This window comes from Roseibium alexandrii DFL-11 (assembly GCF_000158095.2).
GTDB lineage: Bacteria > Pseudomonadota > Alphaproteobacteria > Rhizobiales > Stappiaceae > Roseibium > Roseibium alexandrii.
On the sequence record NZ_CM011002.1, the window covers coordinates 4900375 to 4923428 of the forward strand.

18 protein-coding genes and 1 riboswitch are annotated in these 23054 nt (G+C 54.6%); of the genes, 14 read left to right on the top strand and 4 right to left on the bottom strand.

What is annotated here, in order from left to right:
* Positions 1-11 precede the first annotated feature (11 nt).
* Complete coding sequence (locus SADFL11_RS22630; protein WP_008197362.1) at positions 12-401, bottom strand: RidA family protein; 390 nt, start codon at positions 399-401, stop codon at positions 12-14.
* A 321-nt stretch (positions 402-722) separates the two neighbouring features.
* On the opposite strand from SADFL11_RS22630, the gene SADFL11_RS22635 reads away from it, so the two are divergent.
* The 13 genes from SADFL11_RS22635 to SADFL11_RS22695 all read left to right on the top strand — a co-directional run bounded on the left by SADFL11_RS22635 (position 723) and on the right by SADFL11_RS22695 (position 17219).
* Positions 723-1733 carry an ABC transporter substrate-binding protein gene (locus SADFL11_RS22635; protein WP_040452457.1) on the top strand — a complete coding sequence of 337 codons (1011 nt, stop codon included), beginning with the start codon at positions 723-725 and terminating at the stop codon, positions 1731-1733.
* Between the two features lie 66 nt (positions 1734-1799).
* The gene (locus SADFL11_RS22640) at positions 1800-2606 is read left to right on the top strand and encodes an ABC transporter ATP-binding protein (protein ID WP_209002907.1); all 807 of its coding nucleotides are present in this window, start codon (positions 1800-1802) and stop codon (positions 2604-2606) included.
* 43 nt (positions 2607-2649) lie between these two features.
* Positions 2650-3528: an ABC transporter permease gene (locus SADFL11_RS22645; RefSeq protein ID WP_050776142.1), complete on the top strand. Its 879-nt coding sequence runs from the start codon at positions 2650-2652 to the stop codon at positions 3526-3528.
* Positions 3529-4848, top strand: coding sequence for a cytosine deaminase (locus SADFL11_RS22650; protein ID WP_040450950.1), 1320 nt, complete (start codon positions 3529-3531; stop codon positions 4846-4848).
* 2 nt (positions 4849-4850) lie between these two features.
* Positions 4851-6257, top strand: coding sequence for an FAD-binding oxidoreductase (locus tag SADFL11_RS22655; protein WP_008189362.1), 1407 nt, complete (start codon positions 4851-4853; stop codon positions 6255-6257).
* A 58-nt stretch (positions 6258-6315) separates the two neighbouring features.
* On the top strand, positions 6316-6909 hold the full coding sequence (locus SADFL11_RS22660; RefSeq protein ID WP_008195380.1) for an NAD(P)H-dependent oxidoreductase: 594 nt from the start codon (positions 6316-6318) through the stop codon (positions 6907-6909).
* Positions 6910-7093: 184 nt separating this feature from the next.
* A riboswitch (guanidine-I (ykkC/yxkD leader) is annotated at positions 7094-7211 on the top strand.
* A 109-nt stretch (positions 7212-7320) separates the two neighbouring features.
* Entirely contained in the window at positions 7321-8379 is a 1059-nt protein-coding gene (locus SADFL11_RS22665) for a putative urea ABC transporter substrate-binding protein (protein ID WP_008189896.1), read from the top strand.
* A 283-nt stretch (positions 8380-8662) separates the two neighbouring features.
* Positions 8663-9484: an ABC transporter permease gene (locus SADFL11_RS22670; RefSeq protein WP_040450949.1), complete on the top strand. Its 822-nt coding sequence runs from the start codon at positions 8663-8665 to the stop codon at positions 9482-9484.
* Positions 9481-10302 carry an ABC transporter ATP-binding protein gene (locus SADFL11_RS22675; RefSeq protein WP_008193925.1) on the top strand — a complete coding sequence of 274 codons (822 nt, stop codon included), beginning with the start codon at positions 9481-9483 and terminating at the stop codon, positions 10300-10302. Before SADFL11_RS22670 ends, SADFL11_RS22675 begins: the two co-directional genes overlap by 4 nt.
* An 8-nt stretch (positions 10303-10310) precedes the next feature.
* A complete protein-coding gene (locus tag SADFL11_RS22680) occupies positions 10311-11549 on the top strand; it encodes an agmatinase family protein (RefSeq protein WP_040450948.1) in 1239 nt (412 codons plus the stop codon).
* 4 nt (positions 11550-11553) lie between these two features.
* Positions 11554-12024, top strand: coding sequence for a hypothetical protein (locus SADFL11_RS22685; protein ID WP_050775996.1), 471 nt, complete (start codon positions 11554-11556; stop codon positions 12022-12024).
* A gap of 310 nt (positions 12025-12334) precedes the next feature.
* Entirely contained in the window at positions 12335-12640 is a 306-nt protein-coding gene (locus SADFL11_RS22690) for a (2Fe-2S)-binding protein (RefSeq protein ID WP_040450947.1), read from the top strand.
* Positions 12641-13088: 448 nt separating this feature from the next.
* The gene (locus SADFL11_RS22695) at positions 13089-17219 is read left to right on the top strand and encodes an autotransporter outer membrane beta-barrel domain-containing protein (RefSeq protein WP_008193546.1); all 4131 of its coding nucleotides are present in this window, start codon (positions 13089-13091) and stop codon (positions 17217-17219) included.
* A gap of 141 nt (positions 17220-17360) precedes the next feature.
* On the opposite strand, the gene dld is transcribed toward SADFL11_RS22695, so the two are convergent.
* The 3 genes from dld to SADFL11_RS22710 form a co-directional block, all read right to left on the bottom strand.
* On the bottom strand, positions 17361-19067 hold the full coding sequence (dld, locus tag SADFL11_RS22700) for a D-lactate dehydrogenase (protein WP_008193115.1): 1707 nt from the start codon (positions 19065-19067) through the stop codon (positions 17361-17363).
* Positions 19068-19109: 42 nt separating this feature from the next.
* Positions 19110-20267 carry an alpha-hydroxy acid oxidase gene (locus SADFL11_RS22705; protein WP_040452445.1) on the bottom strand — a complete coding sequence of 386 codons (1158 nt, stop codon included), beginning with the start codon at positions 20265-20267 and terminating at the stop codon, positions 19110-19112.
* A gap of 337 nt (positions 20268-20604) precedes the next feature.
* Positions 20605-21267 carry a lipoyl protein ligase domain-containing protein gene (locus SADFL11_RS22710; RefSeq protein WP_209002686.1) on the bottom strand — a complete coding sequence of 221 codons (663 nt, stop codon included), beginning with the start codon at positions 21265-21267 and terminating at the stop codon, positions 20605-20607.
* A 279-nt stretch (positions 21268-21546) separates the two neighbouring features.
* On the opposite strand from SADFL11_RS22710, the gene SADFL11_RS22715 reads away from it, so the two are divergent.
* Entirely contained in the window at positions 21547-22968 is a 1422-nt protein-coding gene (locus SADFL11_RS22715) for an amidase (protein WP_040450946.1), read from the top strand.
* Positions 22969-23054 lie beyond the last annotated feature (86 nt).

The following is a 23054-nucleotide window of genomic DNA, read 5'->3' on the forward strand; positions in this document are numbered from 1 at the left end:
GCGGCAAAGATTTAGTCTGCGGCAGCAATAACTTCAATTTCAACAACGAACTCTTCGCGTGCAAATCCAGACACAATCATAAGCGTGGATGCTGGTGGCGGGTCAGTGATGAATTGATCTCTGGTTTTCATGTAGCCCGGCAAGTGTTCCCGGCCCGTCACATAAGCGTTGATCCGAACAATATCTGTCAAGGTCATGCCAGCTGATGCCAGAATTGCCCGAATGTTTACAAAACAGAGCGCTGTCTGGCCCTCAACATCGCTTGGAATTTGATCGTCGGCATCAATGCCGAGTTGGCCAGAGGCAAACAAAACGCGTTGGCCGGATGGAACCTCTACGGCGTGACTGTAACGTGCAAACGGCCGCCGAATGTCCGGCGGTGTGTGTGTTGTCTTCAACATTTTTCTCCTTGAGGAATTGCGCAGGAGCCTATCCCGAGGCCCGCGCAGAGGCAATTTCCCGCTCTGCGCAATTTGCAAGCTTCTGCATAAATTGAAAGCATGTCTATTTTTTGAGCTGACAGGCTGTGGGATATATGCAAGTCTAATTTTGCTGCCGGGAGCAAATTTCCTGGTAGCAATTTAAGCGGGCCATGATCTTAATGTAGAGGCTCACTTCTTGCCTGTTCCGCTCTCAGGGCTTTCGAGCACAGCGGCAGAGCATTCGGCCTGTGGTGGGCGGATTGACCTGCGTGGTGTGTGTTGAAAACGGGGAACGCGGAAATGGATTTGTCTCGAAATATTGGACTTGCAACGCTTGCCGTCATGGCGTCGACAAGCGCTCACGCGCTAGAGAAAGTGACATTCGGAACCAACTGGGTCGCTCAGGCCGAGCATGGCGGATACTATCAGGCTGTTGCCGATGGCACTTATGAAGCCTGCGGGATCGAAGTGGAAATCAAGCCCGGCGGACCTCAGGCAAACAATCGTATTTTGTTGCCTGTCGGCAAGATTGATTTCCTGATGGGCGGCAATATGCTGCAAGCGTTCTCCGCCGTTGAGCAGGGCATTCCGACAGCTGTGGTGGCTGCGCACTTCCAGAAAGAGCCGCAAATCCTGATGACCCATCCGGATCAGGGTCTCGACACATGGGAAAGCCTGAAGGATATCAATCTCCTCATTGGTAAGGGTGGCCTCAATTCCTATTTTCAATGGATGAAAGCTGAGTTCGGCTTCAAGGATGAGCAGGTTCGGCCCTATACCTACAATTCTGCACCGTTCCTTGCGGACAAGAAGCTCGGCCAGCAGGGCTACATCACCTCTGAGCCCTATGCGATTGAGACCGAGGGCGGGTTTGAACCCAACATTTTCCTGATCGCGGACTATGGGTACGACACATATTCCACCACAGTTGAGACCCGGCTCGACCTCATCGAAACCAAGCCTGAAGTTGTTAAGTGTTTCGTCGATGGGTCTGCCATCGGTTGGGTCAATTTCCTTTATGGAGATAACTCCAAAGCCTTGGAGCTGATCAAAAAAGACAATCCGGGCATGACCGACGGCCAGCTGGCGTTCTCCATCGACAAGCTTAAGTCTTACGGCATCGTGGACAGTGGGGATGCGCTCACGATGGGGATTGGTGCGATGACCGACGAGCGCAACAAATCCTTCTTTGAGAAGATGGTCGCTGCCGGTGTGGTGAATGGAGATGTCGATTACACCAAGTCGTACACGCTTCAGTTCGTCAACCAAGGGGTCGGAGTGGATCTCAAGAAAGAACTTGCTGGAAACTGAGGCGGACCTGTTTCGTGTTTCATAGGAATGTTGCAACCATGGCCGGAGATTGATGCAATGACGGCCATGGTAAATACAAACATGCAATCAGATATCGTTTCGAGTTCGTCGGTCGTTTCGTTGAAGGGCATTTCAAAAACCTTTTCCAACGGAACTGTCGCGCTCAACAACATGTCGCTCGACATACGCCAAGGGGAATTCGTTTCGCTGCTCGGGCCCTCCGGATGCGGAAAGTCGACGGCCTTGCGGATCATCACCAGCCTGACCGGTCCAACGACTGGACGGGTCGAATGGCCGCTCGAAGAAAGCAAACAAAAAGAGCATGAGCTCAGTTTCGTGTTCCAGGAGCCGACGCTGATGCCGTGGGCAACGGTTTTTGGCAATGTCTGGCTGCCGCTCCGCTTGAAGGGAGTTTCCAAAAAAGCGGCGTATGACCGGGTTATGGAAGCCTTGCAGGGTGTCGGGCTGGAGCAATTCGCGGATAGTTATCCGCGTGAGCTGTCTGGCGGCATGAAAATGCGGGTCTCGATTGCCCGTGCGCTGGTTACAAAGCCCAAATTGCTCTTGATGGATGAGCCCTTTGCTGCGCTTGACGAGATCACGCGCTTCAAGCTGAACAATGATCTTTTACGCCTTTGGGAAACCTTCGGGTGGACGGTCATCTTCGTTACACACTCGGTATTCGAGTCCGTCTACCTGTCCAACCGGATCGTGGTGATGGCGGCGCGGCCTGGCCGTGTGGTCAACGACATGGCAATCGACGCGCCTTATCCGAGAGATGAAGCCTTCCGGACTTCTTCCGTTTATGCCGGATTTTGCCGGGATGTTTCGGATGCGCTGCACAAAGCAATGATAGTGGGAGACCATCTTTGATGTGTCTGTCCCGATACAAGCCGAGCAAAGGCGGCAGCAGATCATGACTCTCGACATTGCCGACAAGCGCGCCATTGCACCTGCCCCGCAGTCTGTTCCACTTGATGCGGAGGAGCTAAAACGGGCGCGCGCGGCACGGCGGGAGGCTATCGGCCGTTGGGTCCTACCGATCGTTATCCTCGTTTTGTCGGTGTATTTTTGGGACCGGTTGTGCGTCTGGAATGAGATACCCCACTATATCCTTCCGCGCCCGGGGCTCGTTTTTGAAACGCTTCTTGCTGATTGGGGTATCTTGAGCATTGCTTTGATCAACACGCTCAAGATCACGTTCGGGGCTCTTCTGATTGCCACGCTCGGTGGGCTTGGATTGGCAGTCCTCTTCACTCAGTCCAAGTGGATCGAGATTTCCTTTTTCCCGTTTGCGGTCATATTGCAGGTCACACCGATCATCGCGATTGCGCCTTTGATTCTCATCTACGTGGATTCAATTACCGCAGGGCTTTTGATCTGTGCGTGGATTGTTGCGTTTTTTCCAATTCTTTCCAACACGACCCTGGGTTTGAATTCCGCCGATCATAACCTCCAGAACCTGTTCCGCCTTTATGGCGCCAGCCGGTGGCAAACTCTGCGCTTCTTGAGGCTGCCCGCGTCCATGCCGTACTTCTTGGGCGGTTTGAAAATTGCCGGTGGTTTGTCCTTGATCGGCGCCATTGTCGCAGAATTTGTTGCCGGGTCAGCGGGGTCCGGATCTGGTCTTGCCAACCAAATCCTTGAAGCGAGCTATCGTCTAAACATGCCGCGCATGTTTGCTGCGCTGATCCTGATTTCCGTGACCGGTGTATTGATATTCCTTTCCATGAACCTTCTTTCGCATCTGCTTCTGCGCAAGTGGCACGAAAGCGCATTGAAGCGGGAGATGTAGATGAAGCCGGGGTGGGGCGCCGGGTATAAAGGGACCGGCATCATCAGAAATGCGACTGTGCCGGCATGTCTTCTGAAGGGTTTGCAGCAAACCTCGGTTTCGGATCTGACGGCTCGTGACATCGTGTTCGAGAATGGAAAGCTCGCACAGATTGCTCCAGCTGGGACGCTGCCGGAAGGCGCGGGCGGTCTTGATCTCGAGGGCGGGCTTGTCCTGCCGACGCTGGTGGATGTGCACACTCATCTGGACAAGGGGCATATCTGGCCGCGCGAGCCCAATCCGGACGGGACCTTTCAGGGTGCACTTCAAGCGGTGGGAAGAGACCGGAGCGCTTACTGGTGCGCCGAGGATGTCAGGGCCCGGATGGATTTCTCACTAAAGTGTGCCTATGCCCATGGGACCGGCGCAATCCGGACCCACCTAGACAGTCTTCCTCCTCAAGATGACATCACGTGGCCGATCTTTATCGAAATACGCTCTGAGTGGGCCGGGCGCATTGAGCTTCAAGGTGTGTGCCTGTTCGGCATTGACCGGCTGGCCGAGGACAATGGGTACCTTCACAGCATTGCCGATCGTGTCTCAGCTGCCAGCGGGGTCTTGGGGGCCGTTACATATATGGTGCCGGATGTGGATCAGCATCTGGAATCCGTTTTTAAAGCGGCAATGGATCGCGGGCTGGATCTTGATTTTCATGTCGATGAAACGCTTGATCCGGCGGCGGACACTTTACGCCGGATCGCCGAAGTCGCGCTGCGCTTGGGGTTCGATGGCAAGATCCTTTGTGGTCACTGCTGCTCCTTGTCTGTGCACTCCGATGACGACATTTCCAACACTCTGGACTTGGTCGCGGAAGCTGGGATTTCAGTTGTCTCGCTGCCGATGTGCAACATGTATTTGCAGGACCGGACGCAAGGCCGGACACCGCGCAAGCGCGGCGTGACATTGCTGCATGAAATGCGCGCACGCGGCATTCAGGTGTGTGTTGCCTCAGATAACACGCGCGATCCGTTTTATGCGTATGGCGATATGGATCTTGTTGAAGTGTACACTCAGGCAACCCGGATCCTGCATCTTGATCATCCCGTCGGCGATTGGATCCATGCGGTTACGGAAACCCCGGCAAGTATTATGGGCTTGCCGACAGGTCGAATTGCCGTTGGTGCGCCCGCGGATCTTTTGCTGTTTCATGCGCGGAACTGGAATGAGCTTCTGTCCCGCCCAGCCGGCCCGCGCCGCGTGTTGAGAGCAGGATGCAGCATTGATCAAGCCTTGCCCGACTATCGTGAGCTCGATCGACTTCTTCAGAAAGGGACCTCCTGACCATGAGCGCCATTGCCGCTTTGATAGCCGATCTCGATGGGATCAAGATCGAGGACAACCCGCAAATCGTGAAGCAGAAGAGCCGGGATTTTTTCTGGTATTCGCCGGTGTTAAAAGCTCAGCTTGAAAACGTCACTGGCGACCTGATCGTGACGCCCAAATCCGAGGACGAGGTCATCCGGATCCTCAAGGCATGCTTTGCAGCTGATGTGCCGGTTACGACACGCGGTGCCGGTACCGGAAACTATGGTCAAGCGATGCCGCTGTCGGGCGGGGTAGTCCTCAGCCTTGCGGATATGACCGCGGTGAAGGAAGTGCGCACCGGATCTGTCGTTGCCGAGGCTGGGGCCATTATGGCGGATATTGATGCGGCGACCCGAGCCGAGACCGGCCAGGAATTGCGGATGCATCCATCAACCTACCGGACCGCGACGATCGGTGGGTTTATCGCGGGCGGATCCGGCGGCGTTGGGTCGATTAACTGGGGTGGCCTGAGGGATCTCGGAAACGTTATTCGTTTGCGCGTGGTCACGATGGAAGCTGAGCCGCAGGTTCTTGAAATGACGGGCGATGAACTGCAGAAAGTGATGCACGCCTATGGCACGAACGGCATAATCACCGAAGTCGAAATGCCATTGACCGCCAGTTACGACTGGGTGGATGTTTTGGTTGGGTTTGACGACTTCATGGATGCGGTGCGGTTTTCAGATGAATTGGCCAATCTGGATGGTTTGCTGACGAAGAACATTGCACCGGTCGCCGCGCCGGTTCCTCATGACTATTTCCTCCGGCACCAGAAATTTATCCGCAAGGATCAGTCCGTTGCTGTCTTGATGGTCGCCCCTTTTGCGATGGCTGCATTCGATGCGTTCATGGGGCGGCAGTCCAAGGGGGAGGTGCTCTATCGGTCGGACAAAGCGTCCGACGAAGATCTGAAACGCCTCCCGCCTGCTTACGAGCTTTCGTGGAACCACACGACCTTGCGAGCGCTTAGAGTGGATCCATCAATCACCTATCTCCAGGTTCTTTATCCATTTCCCAACCAGGTCGAGCTGGTTGGCAAGATGCATGAGATGTTTGGAAATGAGGTTCCGGGCCATCTCGAATACGTGCGGTTTGATGGCAATGTCACATGCTTTGGCCTGCCGATTGTCCGCTATTCCAACGAGGCCCGGCTCGAAGAAATCATTCGTCTTCACGAAGACAATGGCTGCCCGATTTTCAATCCACACCGGTATACGCTTGAAGAGGGGGGGATGAAGCAGACTGATGCGGTCCAGCTCGCCTTCAAAAAACAAGCCGACCCGAAGGGATTGCTCAATCCGGGCAAGATGATTGCCTGGGAGAACCCGGATTATGATTTCGAAAGCGGTCAGGTGTTTCTGTTTCCGGGCCTGCAACGGGCCTGATATCAAGTTTCAGTTCAAATGCTAGATCCAGCGAAAAACGATATAAAAGGCCAAACGCATGCGCGTTCTCGTGGTTTTCTGTCATCCTTGCGAAGAAAGTTTCAATTCGGCGCTGTGTAAGGCTGTTGTCGAGACGCTCCAGGCGGGCGGTCATGACATCCGGTTGACGGATCTTTATGCCAAAGGCTTTGATCCTGTTATGAGCGCACAGGAGCGGCGCGGCTATCACACACCTCAGGCAAATACGGTCCCCGTCGCCGATGATCTGGCTGACATCAAGTGGTGTGAAGCAATTGTCTTTGTCTATCCGACTTGGTGGTTCGGTTTGCCTGCCATGTTGAAAGGTTGGCTTGAACGGGTCTGGGTGCCGCACGAAACGTTCATTATGCCAACAGACACGACGGGACTGCAGCCCAACATGCAGAACATTTCCCATATAGCGATCGTAACGACCTGTGGAGCCAGTTGGTGGGTGTCCAAGCTGGTGGGCGAGCCTGGGCGTAAAACGATCATGCGCGGCATCAAATTGCTTGCCAAACCGGGATGCAAAACCCGTTACTTGGCGCACTACAAGATGGACAGTTCAACACTGGGCAGCCGCAAGAATTATATTGAGACGGTCAAAGAAAAGATTGCCGCGTTTTTGAAGTGACACGGGGCCGTCGCTGTCTCTTCTGCCTGTTTCTCGCTCATATGTGCCTGATTTTTAACCGTGCATAGGATTTTAGCATTTGATCCATTGAAGCGATGCGATCTGTCATCCGCCTAATGCGCTGTTTTTGTTATAGATCTTAGATTTTTCTGCAACTGGCACCGCCCTTGCTTTGTTCTCTCTTGTGCAGCGCGCCTAGGGATCCGGTCACACGACGCAGGACCGAGAGGTGCAAGCCGGGCAAGCAGATCGCGATGATCTCACATAGCCCGGTGACACGGCGGGACAAAAACCCGGGAGACAACTGCACGAGGTTTCGCGCGCGCGAACCTTCCTCCCGGACGTGCGCAGAAAACCTCATGACGGAAGCCCTCGGGATCTCTCAGGGCCCAAGACAGGAGACGCGCACAGATGTTGAAATCAATCGCCAAGGCTTCCCTACTCGCTGCAGCGCTTTCAATGCCCCTCTCATTTTCTGCTCAGGCGGAAGTCAAAACTGACTTCAAAGTCTGCTGGTCAATCTATGTCGGCTGGATGCCCTGGGGCTATCTGCAAGACAGTGGCATCATGAAGAAGTGGGCCGACAAATACGGCATTGATGTCGAGATTGTGCAGATCAACGACTATGTGGAATCGATCAATCAGTACACCGCCGGTGAATATGATGGCTGTTCCATGACCAACATGGATGCGCTCTCCATCCCGGCGGGCGGTGGTGTTGACACAACAGCGCTGATCGTCGGTGACTACTCCAATGGCAATGACGGGATCATCCTGAAGGACGAGACAGAGCTTGCCGAGATCAAGGGGCAGACGGTCAACCTCGTTGAACTCTCGGTTTCTCATTACCTGCTCGCGCGTGCACTTGATACCGTCGGGCTGACCGAGAGGGATCTGACCGTCGTCAATACGTCGGACGCCGACATGATCGCAGCCTATGCAACGGCGGATGTCACATCGGTCGTCACCTGGAATCCGCTTTTGTCTGAGATCGAAGCGCAGCCCAACGCAACCAAGGTGTTCGACAGTGCAGGTATCCCGGGCGAAATCATCGACATCATGATGGTCAACACGGAAACACTGGCTGACAATCCAGCCTTCGGCAAAGCGCTCACTGGTGCCTGGTACGAAGTGATGGATCTCATGGCAGAAGGCGATGAAACAGCCTTGACCGCGATGGCTGAAGCTTCCGGGACCGATCTTGCGGGCTACAAGGCGCAGCTCGCCACAACGAAGATGTTTTATACACCGGCCGAGGCCGTGGAGTTCTCCAAGTCAGCCGAGCTTCCCAAAACGATGAAATTCGTTGCCGAGTTCCTGTTTGACAAGGGCATTCTTGGAGAAGGGGCCCCAAGTCCGGAGTTTGTCGGGGTCTCCTTTGCCGACGGTACGGTTTATGGCGACAGTAACAACGTGAAACTCCGCTTCGATCCGAGCTTCATAGAAATGGCTGCCAGCGGTTCGCTGTGATCGGATAACCCGATGGCAGGGTTTTCTTGCACTGGTGTATCAAACTTCGTCATTGCCGGACTTGATCCGGCAATCCATGCCGCGGCATCGCCGCCCGATCAGCCTCGCTGTTTTGCAAGGTCACGGAATGGATTACCCGGTCGAGCCGGGTAATGACGAAGGAAGAGAGACAGTGCCACGATCTTCGTGATCCCGGACCTAAGTACCGAGCCGTCCGGGATTGCGAACAACATGTAGCCTTCTGACTTTGACGCCCCTGTTTAAGGAGTAGACGGATCCCTTCATGCGCCTCATAAACCGAACTCCGTCGCGGTTTGCCGCTGTAGCCTTGGGACTGCTTCCCTTTGTGGCGACGATCGTGACTTACGCGATTGCCAGTCACTACAGGCGGCTCGACAATCCAGCCGACAAGCTTTTGCCCTCCCTTGAGAGCATGGGGCAGGCTTTCTGGCGGATGGCAGCTGTTCCGGACCGGCGCTCCGGCGATCTGTTGTTGTGGATCGACACCTTCGACAGTCTGATGCGCCTCGGAACCGGAATGGCGGTCTCAACGCTCCTGGCGATATTCTTTGGGATCGGTATCGGGTTTATTCCGCACATACGAAGCGCTCTTGCCCCTTACATCGCAACGTTTTCACTCATACCGCCGATAACCATCCTGCCGATCCTGTTCATAACATTCGGACTTGGCGAAGTGTCGAAGATCGCTCTGATTGTGATCGGGACTGCGCCAGTCATGATCCGTGCGACAGCGCAGGCGGTGCTGGATATTCCGCGCGAGATGATCATCAAGGCCGAGACCCTTGGCGCCTCGGTCTGGCAGATGATCACCCGGCTGGTGTTGCCGCAAGTCCTTCCAAAACTGATCACGGCCTTGCGCCTCGGGCTCGTCCCGGCCTGGATCTTCCTCATTTCTGCAGAGGCGATCGCGTCCACCACGGGCCTTGGCTACCGCATTTTCCTGGTTCGGCGCTATCTCGCAATGGATGTCATCCTTCCATATGTCGTCTGGATCACGCTGCTGGCGTTTATTCTGGACCGGTTGCTGCTCCTCCTGTCCAAGCGGGCCTTCCGGTGGAACCACATGGGAGGTGCCGCGCTATGACCGTCTCTGCAAAACTCTCCGTTCAAGGGTTGTCGAAATACTATGACGGCAATCCCGTCCTCGAGCGGATCGCTCTTGAGGTGGATGCCGGGTCGTTTTGCACGATTGTGGGCGCGTCCGGTTGCGGCAAATCCACGTTCCTGCGGATGCTGCTTTCCCAAGAGCATCCGACCCATGGAGAAATCCTGCTTGACGGGATGCTGCTGCCCAAGGAGCCCACACCGGATCGCGGCATCGTTTTCCAAAAATACTCGGTCTTTACCCACCTGACCGTCGTCGAAAACCTGATCCTGGCCCAGGAGTTCGAGCAGGCACCGCGACTTGGCAAACTGTTAGGTGCGCGCCGGAAGACGGCTGTTAAACAGATTGAAGATGTCCTTGAGCGGATCGGTCTGGCAGCGGCGAGAGACAAATACCCGGCGCAGCTGTCCGGGGGGATGCAGCAGCGCCTCGCCATCGCGCAGGCCTTGATCAAGAAGCCCTCCATTCTGCTGTTGGATGAGCCGTTCGGTGCGCTCGACCCCGGTATCCGCCTCGACATGCACGATCTTCTGATCGGTCTTTGGAAAGAGACGGGCATGACGATTTTCATGGTGACCCACGACATCCATGAAGCCTTCAAGCTCGGCACGCGGCTGCTCGTTTTCGACAAGATCAGACATGACCCGCAGGCGCCAGAGGCCTATGGCGCAACCATCACTTACGACCTTCCACTCTCTGACCAATCCGGCGGCGAGAAAAATGCACCTGCCGATATCGCGAGCACCATCCGATCAGCCCCAAAACCCGACATTCAGATTTCACAAAAGACGCATTGAGGAACGCCATGAGCATCTTTCGTCCAGACGGTCCGTCTACCTGGCAACGCGCAGCCGGGTTACTGGAACGAGCCAAGACCGAACGCCAACACCATCCTGATTTCGACAAGCTTCAGCTGCGCGGCTGGAAGGCTGCGGAGAAAGAGGGAATGCTGCCCTCGGCTGCCTGGGAAAAGGAAAAGGCCTGGGCTTTGCGTATGGGCCTGACCGGCTCGGACAGTCTCACAGATAAGTCCATTCCGACCTTTGCGCGGGGAGAACTGCCCCACTATGCCGGCATCAACACATTCCTGAAAGCGCCTTACATCGAAGACGTCACGCAGGTTGGAGCCTACGATGCGGCGGTTATTGGAATTCCATTCGATGGTGGCACCACCTACCGGCCGGGAACCCGGTTTGGCCCGCAAGGCGTCCGCAAAATCTCCGCGCTCTACACGCCTTACAATTACGAGATGGGTGTCGATCTCCGAGAACAAATGACCCTGTGCGACGTCGGCGATATCTTCACGATTCCCGCCAATATCGAAAAGACCTTCGACCAAATTACGCGGGCCGTGTCGCACGTTGCCTCTTCGGGTGCGCTGCCGATCATGATTGGCGGCGATCATTCCATCGGCTTCCCGTGTGTTCGAGGCATTGCCCAGTGCACCTCCAAGCGCATCGGCATTGTCCATTTCGACCGGCATATTGATATCCAGGAAAAGGATCTTGATGAACGCATGCACACCACGCCGTGGTTCCATGCGACGGATCTTGTCAATGTCCCGGCGGTCAATCTAGTCCAGATTGGTATTGGCGGCTGGCAAGTTCCGCGCGAAGGTGTTGAAGTCGCCCGCGAACGTAACACCAATATCTTTACGATGCGCGATGTTGAGGAACTCGGTTTGGCGGAAACCGCAGCGCGGGCTTTGGAACTCGCTTGGAAGGACGCGGACGCCGTCTACATTTCCTTTGACATCGACAGTGTCGACTGCGGATTTGTTCCCGGCACGGGCTGGCCGGAACCGGGCGGTTTCCTGCCCAGGGAAGCGCTGGAACTGGTTTCCCTGGTCGCAAAGGAAGGCATTTGCGGGCTTGAGGTCGTCGAGGTCTCGCCGCCCTACGATTGCTCCGACATCACCGCGCTTCTGGCAACGCGCGTGATCGTCGATGTGCTGGGCACACTCGTCTCTCACGGCAAGATGGGGTCGCACAAATCCATTATCGACAAGCCGGTTTCGATCCCGGCCGGACCGGATGTGGAGTAACACCATGGGGCAAAGCCATTCACATCTCGGCCATCACCACCACCATGATCACGATCATGCTCATCCGCACGATCATAATCATGGAGGCCCGGATCATCTGCATTCTCATGTCCACGGGACGTCTGCGTCTGAACGCGCCGAAGAATTGCAAACGCTGTCCGCCAGCTTCATCGACGGTTTCCGGCAAGCCGAGGACAAGACCAGTTATCTCCGGATCGCCGGTATCCCGTTTCAAAAGGAAGGCGCTGACGGCTTAGTGCAGCATCTTGTCGATGCGCAGATCGTCAGCAATTGGCAGATCGGCACAGCCTCGCCTGCCTTTGCATCGCGCGAACTGGTCTACATGCCGTTCCCCGGTGCCATGGTCGAGCAGCGTGAAACCATGACATTCACGTTTGTCTCCCTGACCGAACGGGCGGACATCGATCTGCTGACGTTGTTGTCCCATCGTCTTGAAGCTGGAGCTGGCGAGTAGGCCTCGGTGCAAGATCCGAATTGAGGCCGGTCATGTGTTCTCCAGAACTCAAGTGATTGCATGATATTGAAAAGCAATTCCGCAATCACTTGGGTGAAGCCCGTTCTGGAGTGCTGGTATCGTTTGCTTTCCTGCCAAATGACACCAGCATCTGATGTCAAAGTGGTCTGCAAGTCACTCTGAGCCATTTTTGCCCCACGGTTAATGCCGATTATTCATCTTTGATTTCAGAAAACTTGACTCGCAGGCTCTGGATAATAGAGTGATCCTATAACCTGAAGGCAAAACTCAGATTATAGAGTCCTCAGACATGCTTGTTTGCAGTTGCAACGTTATCTCAAAGTCGGCAGTTGAATATGTCATCCAGAGCTTGCTTGATGAGGATCAGTGGCAGTTGATCACGCCGGGCCGGGTGTATCACGCCATGAAGAAGCGCGGCCAATGCTGCAGCTGTTTTCCGAACATCATCACTATTATTGTCGCCGAGACTGAAAAGTATCATCGTCAGGCCGAGACACCTGAAGCGGAAATTATCCCGTTTATTGCCAAAATCCGGTCTGAATACGATCGTACTCAGGCTGTTCGGAACCAACTCTCAGATGCGCGCAGCGCTTGATAACTGTTATCAATTTTCGAGACCCACAAGGATGGTTGACCGACTCATTCGAGGCACCGCCAATACTCGTCGTCCGGTTCCTGGGCACAATGGCAGCGGCTTTGGGTGCCCGTTGCGTTTCTGAATTCTCGATGCCTTTGGTTTGGAGGCGACAATCGCCCGAGCCGATTATGTGTTTCACGATAATATCTAGAACTCGGTGTTTACCTTCCGGATAGGTTGGTCCCCGATACTCTTTTGCTAGAAAACAGTGATTTGGATTCGGTTGGCACACTGTCGGCAACTGAGGTTCCGTGTGCAATTCGAGCGCAAGGACGTCAGTTTCCGAAAAGGTACCTCAAGTAGGGAAGTGCGTTGGATGACGCTTATGACTGAGCGCCAGACTAGGATTTAGAGCGATTTCTTAAAAAACCTTTGATGCCATCGCCGGTAAGAATTGGAGCTTATTATGACTGCCCTCAATATCAGCCTGACAGAGACCCTCACAACCAAGCTCACCAATCCCGGCGCTTATGCGTATGCCGTTTACTTCGCACCAGGAACAGATGGAACAATCCAACCCTTTTGGACGACACTCATCAACAACGGGGTTGTCAACGGATTGAGCTCTATCGAAGGGCAGTCAGGATACTCTGCAACACTGGATCTTCCAGAGCCTTATAATGGTGGCAAGGTCTATGTTCTTGTTCAAAGCCAATCACCGACCGCGACGCAGACCGACTTGACGAGCATCATAACCCAGGAAAGCGATATCAACTGGGAGAATGCACTAACCAACCAGTACCGCGTCGACAGTTTTGAAGTGTCCCTGCTTAACCAGACCGGGGATGCTGGAAACCTCACCTCGGTGCAGGGCTTCGGGCTGCCGATGGAGCTTTACATTCCCTATGGAACGGACAGTTCCGGCGCGCTGATCACGCAGAGCCGAGGGTACGATGTAGACGGCAACACCATTTTTACGTCAGTTTCGGATATCCACGCAAATGCCGTCGAAAAATTCACAACTGGTCCGCTGGCCGGGACCTATCGTGCCGCGATTTCGCCTGCCGAAGCGGTTGCGTTGGCCGAGCAAAACCAGATCCCGGATGTCTTTGCCCAATCCGACTGGACTGCTTATGTCGACAGCTTGAAAAAAGACACAGGCATCATGCTGTCGGGGTTCTTCAACGGAGCTGCCGATGCGAATGGGATCTACCACAATGGCGGCTTTTTCGGATACGGGCTGGAATGGTCTGAAACAGACAACGCGTTTTGGCTCAACCCTGTCGCTGAAAGTCACATCAAGGGCTCGATAAAGATCACTGCCGAGCAACTTGCGAACAGCATTTATTCAACGCTCGGCGATGTCGAAATCTATTCGAACCGCGACGATGAAACGCCCTACACGATTCAAGGCGCTTCCAGCGCGGAGATGAATACTGGGGCCAACAATCAATGGGGTACGGTTCTCACCCAGGTATTGACCGGCTTCACCGGCGGTTATTATGGAACATCAGGCAAATCGCTCAATGCTGATGTTACTGAGAGCATTGACCTGAACAAGAACTGGAACTGGGATCCGACCTACGCCTTCGGCAAAAACCTCTCTGGTGATGCCGCAGTCTTCCAGGATCCATATGCTGAGCTGTTTTTCTTCAACTCGAATTCGTACGGTTCCGGTTACTCCGACAATCTCATGAGCGCCTATGCGGAAGGCGGGCCACTCATCCCGGTCTACTACAATGGCGCCAATGTCCAGACGATTGATCTGACCATTTACGATGATAGTGAGACGCCGTCCGGCTACACCCAGCCTGTCATTTACAATTACATCGCTCCGCCGGGTCACAGCGATCTGTTTCGCGATCAGTTCGATGCCACATCATATTCGCCTGCTGCTTTGAGCAACACCAAAGGCGCAAACATAAGCCTCAACTTTTTCAATCAGAATATCGTCTTGAAGGAGGATACGCCGGTCGAACTCAGGGTCTTTGTTGGTAACGAGGAGGGTATTCCAGTATTCCGGACCATAAAGTTTCAACCAAAGAAGGACGAAACACTTTGGCAAAATTGGACCATCACTGAAAACACCAAGACGGGCGAATGGGAAGCGGCATATGGCACTGATAAAACTGTCCAGACCGACGGGGCGATGGTCATCTCCAACATGCCCATCGCCGAAAATGGGACGGTTTGGTATCAGCTGGTTGTCGGGTCGGGGGATACCGCGAAGACAGTCAATGTCTATGCAGAGACACAGGACAGCCTGTTTGTAAATCCTGCGGTTTCCGGACAGAGTGGCAGCGTCGCAGCTGATGGCCTGGTCATGGTTTCCCCGGAAACGTCAACCGATGACACTATCATCAATTTTGCATTGGACTTCCTTTATAGCGGCAGCACGACGCTGCATCCCTCCCTGTTTACCTGGAATTCCAATACATCCCATCTTTCTCAGCTGGCTGAGCCGGAGGCCGTTGTCGCCGGAACGCTGTCTGACGGTGCGTTTTCGGTGCTCGCCGGCCAGACGAATCTGGATACCAATGCCGTATCCACAAATCAATCAAACTTGGTGTTCGGGTGGACGGGTGAAAATCCGCTCGCTGCCCCTGATAGCAATAACTGGCTGAACCAGTACACCAACAAGATCAGCGCGCAGAACCTCGCGCAAATCACGTTCACGCAGAGTGGTAGCCCGGACCTGGCACCGGTCCTTGCCACGGCTGACATCGACGGCCGCTGGAGCACGACGTCCGGAAAAGCGCTGGGCAATGGTACCTACACGGTGCTGATGACCGAATACTTCAACACGGGCAATCAAGTCGGCAGCCAGATTGGCCGGACTTCGAAGGAGCTCACTGTCACGGTTGCTCTGGATGAGTTGTCTCTCGTGCAGTCGTCGACCAATGCCGGCCTGACCTTTGAAACCGCTTCAAATCCTGACAGTCAATCCAGCGGCAATTGGGTTGAGGTTACTCTTGGTTCACAAGGTCCAGTGTCCGGCTCGGCCATTCTGCTTTATGTCGTGGATGCATCTGGCAATTATGTCGGCCGAGATGGTTCAACAGGTGGTGATGTCACCCTGGCGGAGGACATCCGGGGTGTTCTGGGTGGCGGGCAATCCGGAGCTGCTGCAGCCCAGCAATCAGTTTATCTGGAGGCGGGGCAGGAGATCCGTTTCGCACAACTAACCGGTCAAGGCACAGTCGATACCAGCTTGACGGCTGCGTTCCAGGCCGCCGCCGGTGGCGGATATGACATTACCCTGGGCGATGTCACGCTCAGTGCGGCTGTTCAAAACACACTGGATGAAGCAGCTATCCTCGCCGACGCGCAGAGGCAAACCGACATTCCGCTTGTATATCTGGAACAGGGCACACTCCATGATATCACTGCGTCGGGAACCAGCACTTTGCATCACAAGTTCGGTTTTGTACGCGTTGATGTTGGAACCGACGGCAGCTTGAAGATTGACGGAAAAACGCTGGCAGAAGTCCGGGCGTTGGGGGCCAAAGCCAAAGACCTTGTGGATGGCGGTTTTGAATATCTCTATTCAGGGACTTCGGCGACAGCAGCATGGACCGTTTCGGGTGCAACAGGTTTCTATGCGCCGATTTTCTTTGCCGAAGATGGGGCGCCGTATTTCATCGGTGACAGCACATTGGATGGTGCTGGTCAGATCCGGATTTTAGGTGAGAACACGTTCGGTCTTGAAAACAGCTCTGGAACAAGCGGGTCTGACGCGGATTATGCAGATCTTGTCATCGCGTTCGACACAGGCCGGAGCGCGACCGGGAACGATTTGGTTGCCGGCAGCAGCAACGATGATGTGCTTCTTGGCAGCACCGACAACTACGCGCTGAATGGCGGCAAAAAACTGGACACGGTTGTCTATGACCGTACGAAGGATGAGGTTGGTCTGTCAGGCACCCGAAGCGGGGTCACTGTTACGGATGGGGATGGGGCAGACACGCTGGTCGCGGTTGAACTGGTCGTGTTTACTGGTGCGAACGGAACCGGTCAGGACCGGGTATTGGTCATCAATCCTGACAGCTCCACATCGACTGGAACCTATGGCTTTAACGAAGCCGTTTACCTGACGACGCATGCGGATGTTGCGGCAGCTGTTGCAGCCGGTGCGTTTTCAAGTGGTGCTGATCACTATGCCCTGCACGGTAAATCTGAGGACCGTACCGCGGACCTTCTGTTCGATGCTGAGTTTTATCTCGCTGACAATGCGGATGTCGCAGCTGCGGTTGCTGCTGGTGTTTTTGCCTCGGCCTCAAAGCATTACGAGTTGTTCGGCTCGTCCGAGAACCGGTCTGTCAATCCGCTTTTTGATGCTGAGTATTATCTGGCGCAAAACACGGATGTTGCTCAAGCGATTGCGGACGGTATGTTTGTCAGCGCTTATCAGCATTTCCTCAATCACGGCGACCAGGAAGGCAGAGCTGCGTCAATCTACTTCGACACTGCCGTGTACCGGAATGAGCAGGGGCTTGACAGTGGCACTAATGCGCTGGAACATTTCCTGCTTATCGGCCTGCCACAAGGCATTACTGCTCCCACCGCAGCAGATTTCAATGCAAGCGGGATGGTTTGAGGTCCAAACAGTATGCTGCAGTGAAAAGACATGGTGGGTTTTGGCGTTGCTGCGCCGGTTTGAAATGATTGAAAAGCCAGCCACACAAGCGATTGTGCAAGCCACATTGGAGCGCTGGAAGCTTATCTAGCGCTTGAAGGTCTAGTGGTAGCACTTGCGCCGGGACATCTTGCCGATGCCGGGATTGAGTGTGTTCGTCGGATCGCAACGCATATAGTGATCAGCCAAGTCCGGCTTGGCCTTGTAAAGATGCCCGACGTTGTGCTCGGCCGGGTATTCTGCTCCGCGCTGGTCGAGGATTTTCAGCATCTTTTCTTTCAGCGCTTTCGGGTCGTGCCCCTTCTTGACGATGTAATCTTGGTGGAGGACATGGCAGAAGAAGTGGCCATAATAGAGTTTGTGTACCAAGCCGTCTTCGATGTCCTTGGGCAATTGTTCAAACCAGTCGCGATCATCTCGGCGAAGAGCGATATCGAGCGCTAGGATGTCCTCCACTTGGTTGGAGTGTACCGCCTGATAGCGGACCGCAGCGCCGGCTGCAGCAAACCTGTGCAAGCCGGCAATCTTGCCCTCCCGAGGGGTACAGGAGAAGTAGCTGCCTTCTTCTTTCTGAAAGAAGGTTTCCAGAAACGCCTCTGCCTCTGCAACGCCACCATCCCGCATTTTCAGAATGAGATGGTGCTCGTAGTCGTTCCGAAACTTTTCCATGCGATCGGGCAGAACATTCGGCCACAGTTTTGTCACGACCTGCATGAAGCGATCGGTCAGATTTGAAGGGAGCAGCGGGATCTTCGACAAACGCGCGTCAACCCAACCCTTTATGGCGAAAATTCCCGGCAAGCGGTCCGTCCCCAACTTGTCGATCAGGACCAGTGTATCTTTGCCGTAGTGCTTGGAAATGTCGTAGATTTCCGAGTGCATGTATTCGCCGGACACCGGCAAGTCTTCAAATTCCGCCAGGATATGGCGGCGCAGCCGGGTCAGCACTTGCGTGTCGTTGGTTCCGACATAGAAAATGGCTTCTGCTTCGGGCTTTGGATAGGTATCCAGCCGGGCCGCAAAAACCGCCAGCTTGCCTGCACACCCTGATGCCTCGTGAAGCCGCCTTTTGTCCGCATTGAACCGGGCCGGGCTTGGGCTGTCAATTTCACGAACGCGGCTGTGATATTCGGTATCGGATGCTTTGAGGTTTGTGTCCTCGATGTCTTTATCCGAGTAGTCGCCGGCTTCGAGACGGCTCAGGATTGTTTCCGGATCATCACCAAGTGAAATACCAAGGTGATTGACGAGTTCCAGAGTCCCGTCGTCACGGATTTGAGCAAACAGGGCCAATTCCGTATAGGAAGGACCGCGTTCGACCAGCGACCCGCCCGAATTGTTGCACACACCGCCGATAATTGACGCCCCGATACAGGACGAACCGATAACCGAATGCGGCTCCCTATCAAGGGGAGCCATCAGCTTTTCCAGAGAGAACAAAGTTGCGCCGGGAAAGCTGACGATCTGCTTCCCCCCGTCGATAAGCTGTATCTTGTCCATGCGCTTGGTGCTCATGACAACGGCTTCGCGGTCATATTCCCCCTTAGGGGTCGACCCCTCGGTCAATCCGGTATTCGCTGCCTGCATGATCACGATCTTGTCGGCTTCAACACAGGCCTTCAAAACATGCCACTGTTCCAGGAGTGTGCCGGGCTGGACAACTGCAAGGGCGTTGCCTTCGCCGGACCGGAAGCCTTTGCAGAAACGCTCCATCGACCGCGGGTTGGTGATCACATGCCGGTTGCCGACAATAGCCTTAAGTTTGGCAACAAGCTGCTCGCCGTTTTTCGCAGTTTCACTCGCCTGCATTATCGTCTCCTGAAATCAGGTCCGGTCCGGGTAATCATCTTATCAAGCTGTTTCGCGAAACCGAAGGTTTTCCCGGCTCAGCTGGTCCAGGCTTGTGATGCCCATGAGCTTCATGTCCCGTTCGATCTCTGTGCGCAGGTTTCCAAGTGCGCGTTCAACACCTGGCTGCCCAGCTGCCGCGAGGGCGTAAAGATAGAGCCGTCCGCCGGAACAAGCCTTGGCACCAACCGAGAGGGCTTTGAGAACGTGGGTGCCGCGTTGAATGCCACCTTCGCAAATCACATCGATTTTGTCGCCAACCGCATCAACGATCTCGGCCAATTGATCAAAGGGGCTGCGGGAGCCGTCCAGCTGCCGGCCGCCATGGTTGGAAACCATGATCCCTGTGCACCCAATATCAACGGCACGTTTGGCATCCTCAACGCTCATGATGCCTTTAAGGGCGAACTGCCCGTTCCACTTGGCACACAGTTCTTCCGCATCCTTCCAGTTCATCGACTGGTCCAGCATGGTCGAGAAGTAATTGCCGACCGAAACGGCAACGTTCGTTCCCTCGCTCACGTACCCAGACAGGTGAGGCATGTCGAACTTGGGCTTCGTGTAAAAGTTCCAGGCCCACATGGGATGCATGGCAAAGCTCATCAGCGAGCCGAGTGTAAGCTTTGGAGGTGAGGTGAAGCCGGTTCTTAGGTCGCGTTCGCGGTTGCCGCCGGTGATAGTATCAACCGTCAGGGCCATGACTTCAAAGTTTGCTTCGCGAGCTCGTTCCAGTAGCGCGTCGTTTAAGCCGCGATCTTTATGGAAATAAAACTGGAACATCTTCGGTGTGTTGGCGATTTGGGCAATTTCCTCAACCGTGACGGTCGCCAGCGATGAAACACCAAACATTGTGCCGTAGTTTGTCGCTGCACGGGCAACAGCCCGCTCACCGTCGTGGTGAAACAACCGCTGCAGCGCTGTTGGCGCGCAGTAAATCGGCATATCGAGTTTTTGACCCATAACCTCGACACTCATGTCGACGTTCTCAACGCCTGCGAGCACGTTCGGCACAAGATCGCAGGAGTCATAGGCCTCGGTGTTCCGCCGGTAGGTCACCTCATCGTCGGCAGCCCCATCAATGTAGTTGAAAATGGGTCCGGGGAGGCGCTTCTTTGCGAGTTTCCGGAAGTCTTGAAAATTGTGGCAATCGCTCAGTTTCACACCGGAACTCCCCATGTCCGAAATCGGTAATTGATTATTGGTATAATTTTCTTACCAATTTGAAGGCGAGCGTTCAAGGCGACCTTTTGCCTAGAAGTCGAGTCGTGGTGGTTTTGGAAGCATTCAAAATAATGGTTCTTTTAAAAAAGTATTTGAAATCAATATTTTGACTTTATTGTCTCTCAGGATTCTGGATGTCTCAGCATTGAAAATGCAAAAGATCTTTTCCAAAAAAGACAGCTAAGCCGAGCCGTAACGCTCTTGGGAACCAGCCGCAGCTGGGTTTGAACTGCAGAGGCAGAGCCAGTGCCGAATGTGCGGCGGAGCCGAAAATACTCTACGTTTGCGCGTCAAAAGCGTCTTTCAATGCGCTTACGAAGTCAGACTTGTTGTAACCAGCAGGTAGACTTGCATGAGCGTCTGGATCGATCTGTCTGTCTTCTTCCAACAATTGCAAAAACCTGTTGATTGCGGCAATCGCATCAAGAGACACAGGATCAATCAGCATAATCGCGTGAGTAAGGACTGCACTGCGGGTTCTATCCGCTTTTCCGCGCCTGATGCGCATGGCCGTGCCGGCGAATTTCCGGCCCTTGAATTGGACGTTGAATTCCCCGTCGCAGAAAGCACCCGGTTGCCATCCCCGGCTTGCACCGCTGCCCAGCGCTTGTTCAATCGGAGTGCATAAGCGATCGTATTCTTGCTTGAGATCAACTGCATTTCCAGGCCGTGTCGCGTAGACATGGGTCACATTTAAGATGCCTGCACCTTGAGGTGTCACGTCACCGCCCGTGCTGCGCAAATTGATGGGCCAGCCTTCGTTTTCGAGCTGACGCGATGCTTCATCGAAGTTCGTTTTGTTGCTGAGGCTTTTGGGGGAGACGAGACATTGCGGGCTTTCCCAAAACCATAAATGCCGACGATCCGGATTGCGGCTTACGTCATCCAGAAACTCCATTTCGTGCGCCAAAGCGTCCGCTGCGTTCATGAAGTCGATCAAGTGTTATCCTTCGTTCGTTCGGACATTCTGCCGACCATCTGGATCTAGCGGAACGCCGATCGGAACACAACTCAGGCACAATCAACCTGCTCGAAGGTGGATTGGCTCACGTAGACTTTCTACGTCTTCAAGCTATTTCTGCTCTTCATTTAAGAGCTTGGCCATTTGGAACCGTGCACCTACGGTGTTGTTTCAAACGGTTGGCTTCACTACCAATTGGCAAAAGCAGCTTTTCCAACGGATCGGTTGCAAATGTCCGTTGTGAGTGGGAGCCCAAGGATGGCGGAAAAACCAGTCTGGCAATTGAGCGCAAGCGAACTTGTCGCGGAAATCATCAATGGCCAGATCACAGCTGAAGCGGCCACGGCAGCTACAGTCGATCGCATGCGGACAGTGAACGGTCATCTCAATGCCGTCGTCGATGACATGGGCGATGAGGCGCTTGAGCGTGCACGCGCTCTTGATGCGCACATGGAAAACTCCGGACCGGTCGGCCCGCTCCACGGTGTGCCGGTGACCATCAAGGTCAATGTCGACCAGAAGGACAAGGCAACCACGAATGGTGTGAAGGCGTTTTCCGATGTCATTGCTCCAGATGATGCACCGTTCGTCAAAAACCTGACAAATGCAGGCGCAATTGTCATCGGCCGGACGAACACACCGGAGTTTTCGTTTAGGGCAACAACGACAAACGACCTTTATGGCCGCACGTTTAGCCCCTGGAACGATTGGGCTTCATCCGGCGGGTCGTCCGGTGGCGCATCCACTGCTGTCATGAGCGGTATGGGCCCGATTGCCCATGGCAATGACATCGGCGGCTCTTTGAGGTTTCCCTCTGCAGCCACGGGTGCGGTGACGGTCAAACCGGGGCTCGGCCGCACACCTGCCTGGAATCCCTCCCAAAGCGCCGAGCGCGGTCTGCTTGCGCAATTGATGTCAGTCCAGGGTGTTATCTGCCGCGAAGTGCGGGATGTGCGCCTCGCCATGAAGTCCGCCATTGCATATGATCCGCATGACCCGTGGCAGGTCCCCGTACCATTTGAAGGTTCGGTCCTGGATCAGCCGACCCGCATCGGCTTTACGAAAAACACCTATCAGTTCGAAGCGCATCCAGCTGTCACGAAGGCCTTGGACGTCGCTCGCGATTGCCTGGTTGATGCAGGTTATGAAGTCGTTGAAATCGAAACACCGGACATTGGTGAGATCGGCGAGACCGGATACCGGGCGCTGATGGGCGAGATCAACGTTCTGATGCTCGATGATATCCGCACCCACGGCAGCGCCGAAATCAACCGCATGTTCGACGAGTATTTCGAACTCTTCCCTCCGTTTGAGGGTGAGGAGCTGCTCCGTCAAATGGCGCGCCGCTCGCATTTCATTCGCCAGTGGAACCTCTTGCTTGAGAACTACCCGATTGTGCTGACGCCCTTCCTGCCATCACCGACCTACGCCTGGAACCGGGATGCGGAAGGCAAGGATGGGATAATGGAAGTGCTCGGTTGCGGGATCTGGTCCTTTGCCATGAATTATATGGGCCTGCCGGCCGGTATTGTGTCACCAATTATGCATGATGGACTTCCAGTTGCCGTTCAGATGGTCGGCCGGCGCTTTCGTGAAGACATAATCCTTGACGCGCTGGAAGCGGTTGAAACGCGTGTTGGAGTCATGGCGCAAAAGCTGTTTGACCGTAAGCAGGCCTAACCAAATCTCATTGCATGCAAGACTGGTGAGACTGCCGCTGATGCCTGACGGGGCACGACTTGGCACAGTGCCCCGTCTCGGTCATC

Excerpts from the sequence above, each read along its gene's own strand:
- SADFL11_RS22630 (WP_008197362.1), bottom strand. The coding sequence starts at position 401 with ATGTTGAAGACAACACACACACCGCCGGACATTCGGCGGCCGTTTGCA.
- SADFL11_RS22635 (WP_040452457.1), top strand. The coding sequence starts at position 723 with ATGGATTTGTCTCGAAATATTGGACTTGCAACGCTTGCCGTCATGGCG.
- SADFL11_RS22640 (WP_209002907.1), top strand. The coding sequence starts at position 1,800 with ATGGTAAATACAAACATGCAATCAGATATCGTTTCGAGTTCGTCGGTC.
- SADFL11_RS22645 (WP_050776142.1), top strand. The coding sequence starts at position 2,650 with ATGACTCTCGACATTGCCGACAAGCGCGCCATTGCACCTGCCCCGCAG.
- SADFL11_RS22650 (WP_040450950.1), top strand. The coding sequence starts at position 3,529 with ATGAAGCCGGGGTGGGGCGCCGGGTATAAAGGGACCGGCATCATCAGA.
- SADFL11_RS22655 (WP_008189362.1), top strand. The coding sequence starts at position 4,851 with ATGAGCGCCATTGCCGCTTTGATAGCCGATCTCGATGGGATCAAGATC.
- SADFL11_RS22660 (WP_008195380.1), top strand. The coding sequence starts at position 6,316 with ATGCGCGTTCTCGTGGTTTTCTGTCATCCTTGCGAAGAAAGTTTCAAT.
- SADFL11_RS22665 (WP_008189896.1), top strand. The coding sequence starts at position 7,321 with ATGTTGAAATCAATCGCCAAGGCTTCCCTACTCGCTGCAGCGCTTTCA.
- SADFL11_RS22670 (WP_040450949.1), top strand. The coding sequence starts at position 8,663 with ATGCGCCTCATAAACCGAACTCCGTCGCGGTTTGCCGCTGTAGCCTTG.
- SADFL11_RS22675 (WP_008193925.1), top strand. The coding sequence starts at position 9,481 with ATGACCGTCTCTGCAAAACTCTCCGTTCAAGGGTTGTCGAAATACTAT.
- SADFL11_RS22680 (WP_040450948.1), top strand. The coding sequence starts at position 10,311 with ATGAGCATCTTTCGTCCAGACGGTCCGTCTACCTGGCAACGCGCAGCC.
- SADFL11_RS22685 (WP_050775996.1), top strand. The coding sequence starts at position 11,554 with ATGGGGCAAAGCCATTCACATCTCGGCCATCACCACCACCATGATCAC.
- SADFL11_RS22690 (WP_040450947.1), top strand. The coding sequence starts at position 12,335 with ATGCTTGTTTGCAGTTGCAACGTTATCTCAAAGTCGGCAGTTGAATAT.
- SADFL11_RS22695 (WP_008193546.1), top strand. The coding sequence starts at position 13,089 with ATGACTGCCCTCAATATCAGCCTGACAGAGACCCTCACAACCAAGCTC.
- dld (WP_008193115.1), bottom strand. The coding sequence starts at position 19,067 with ATGCAGGCGAGTGAAACTGCGAAAAACGGCGAGCAGCTTGTTGCCAAA.
- SADFL11_RS22715 (WP_040450946.1), top strand. The coding sequence starts at position 21,547 with ATGGCGGAAAAACCAGTCTGGCAATTGAGCGCAAGCGAACTTGTCGCG.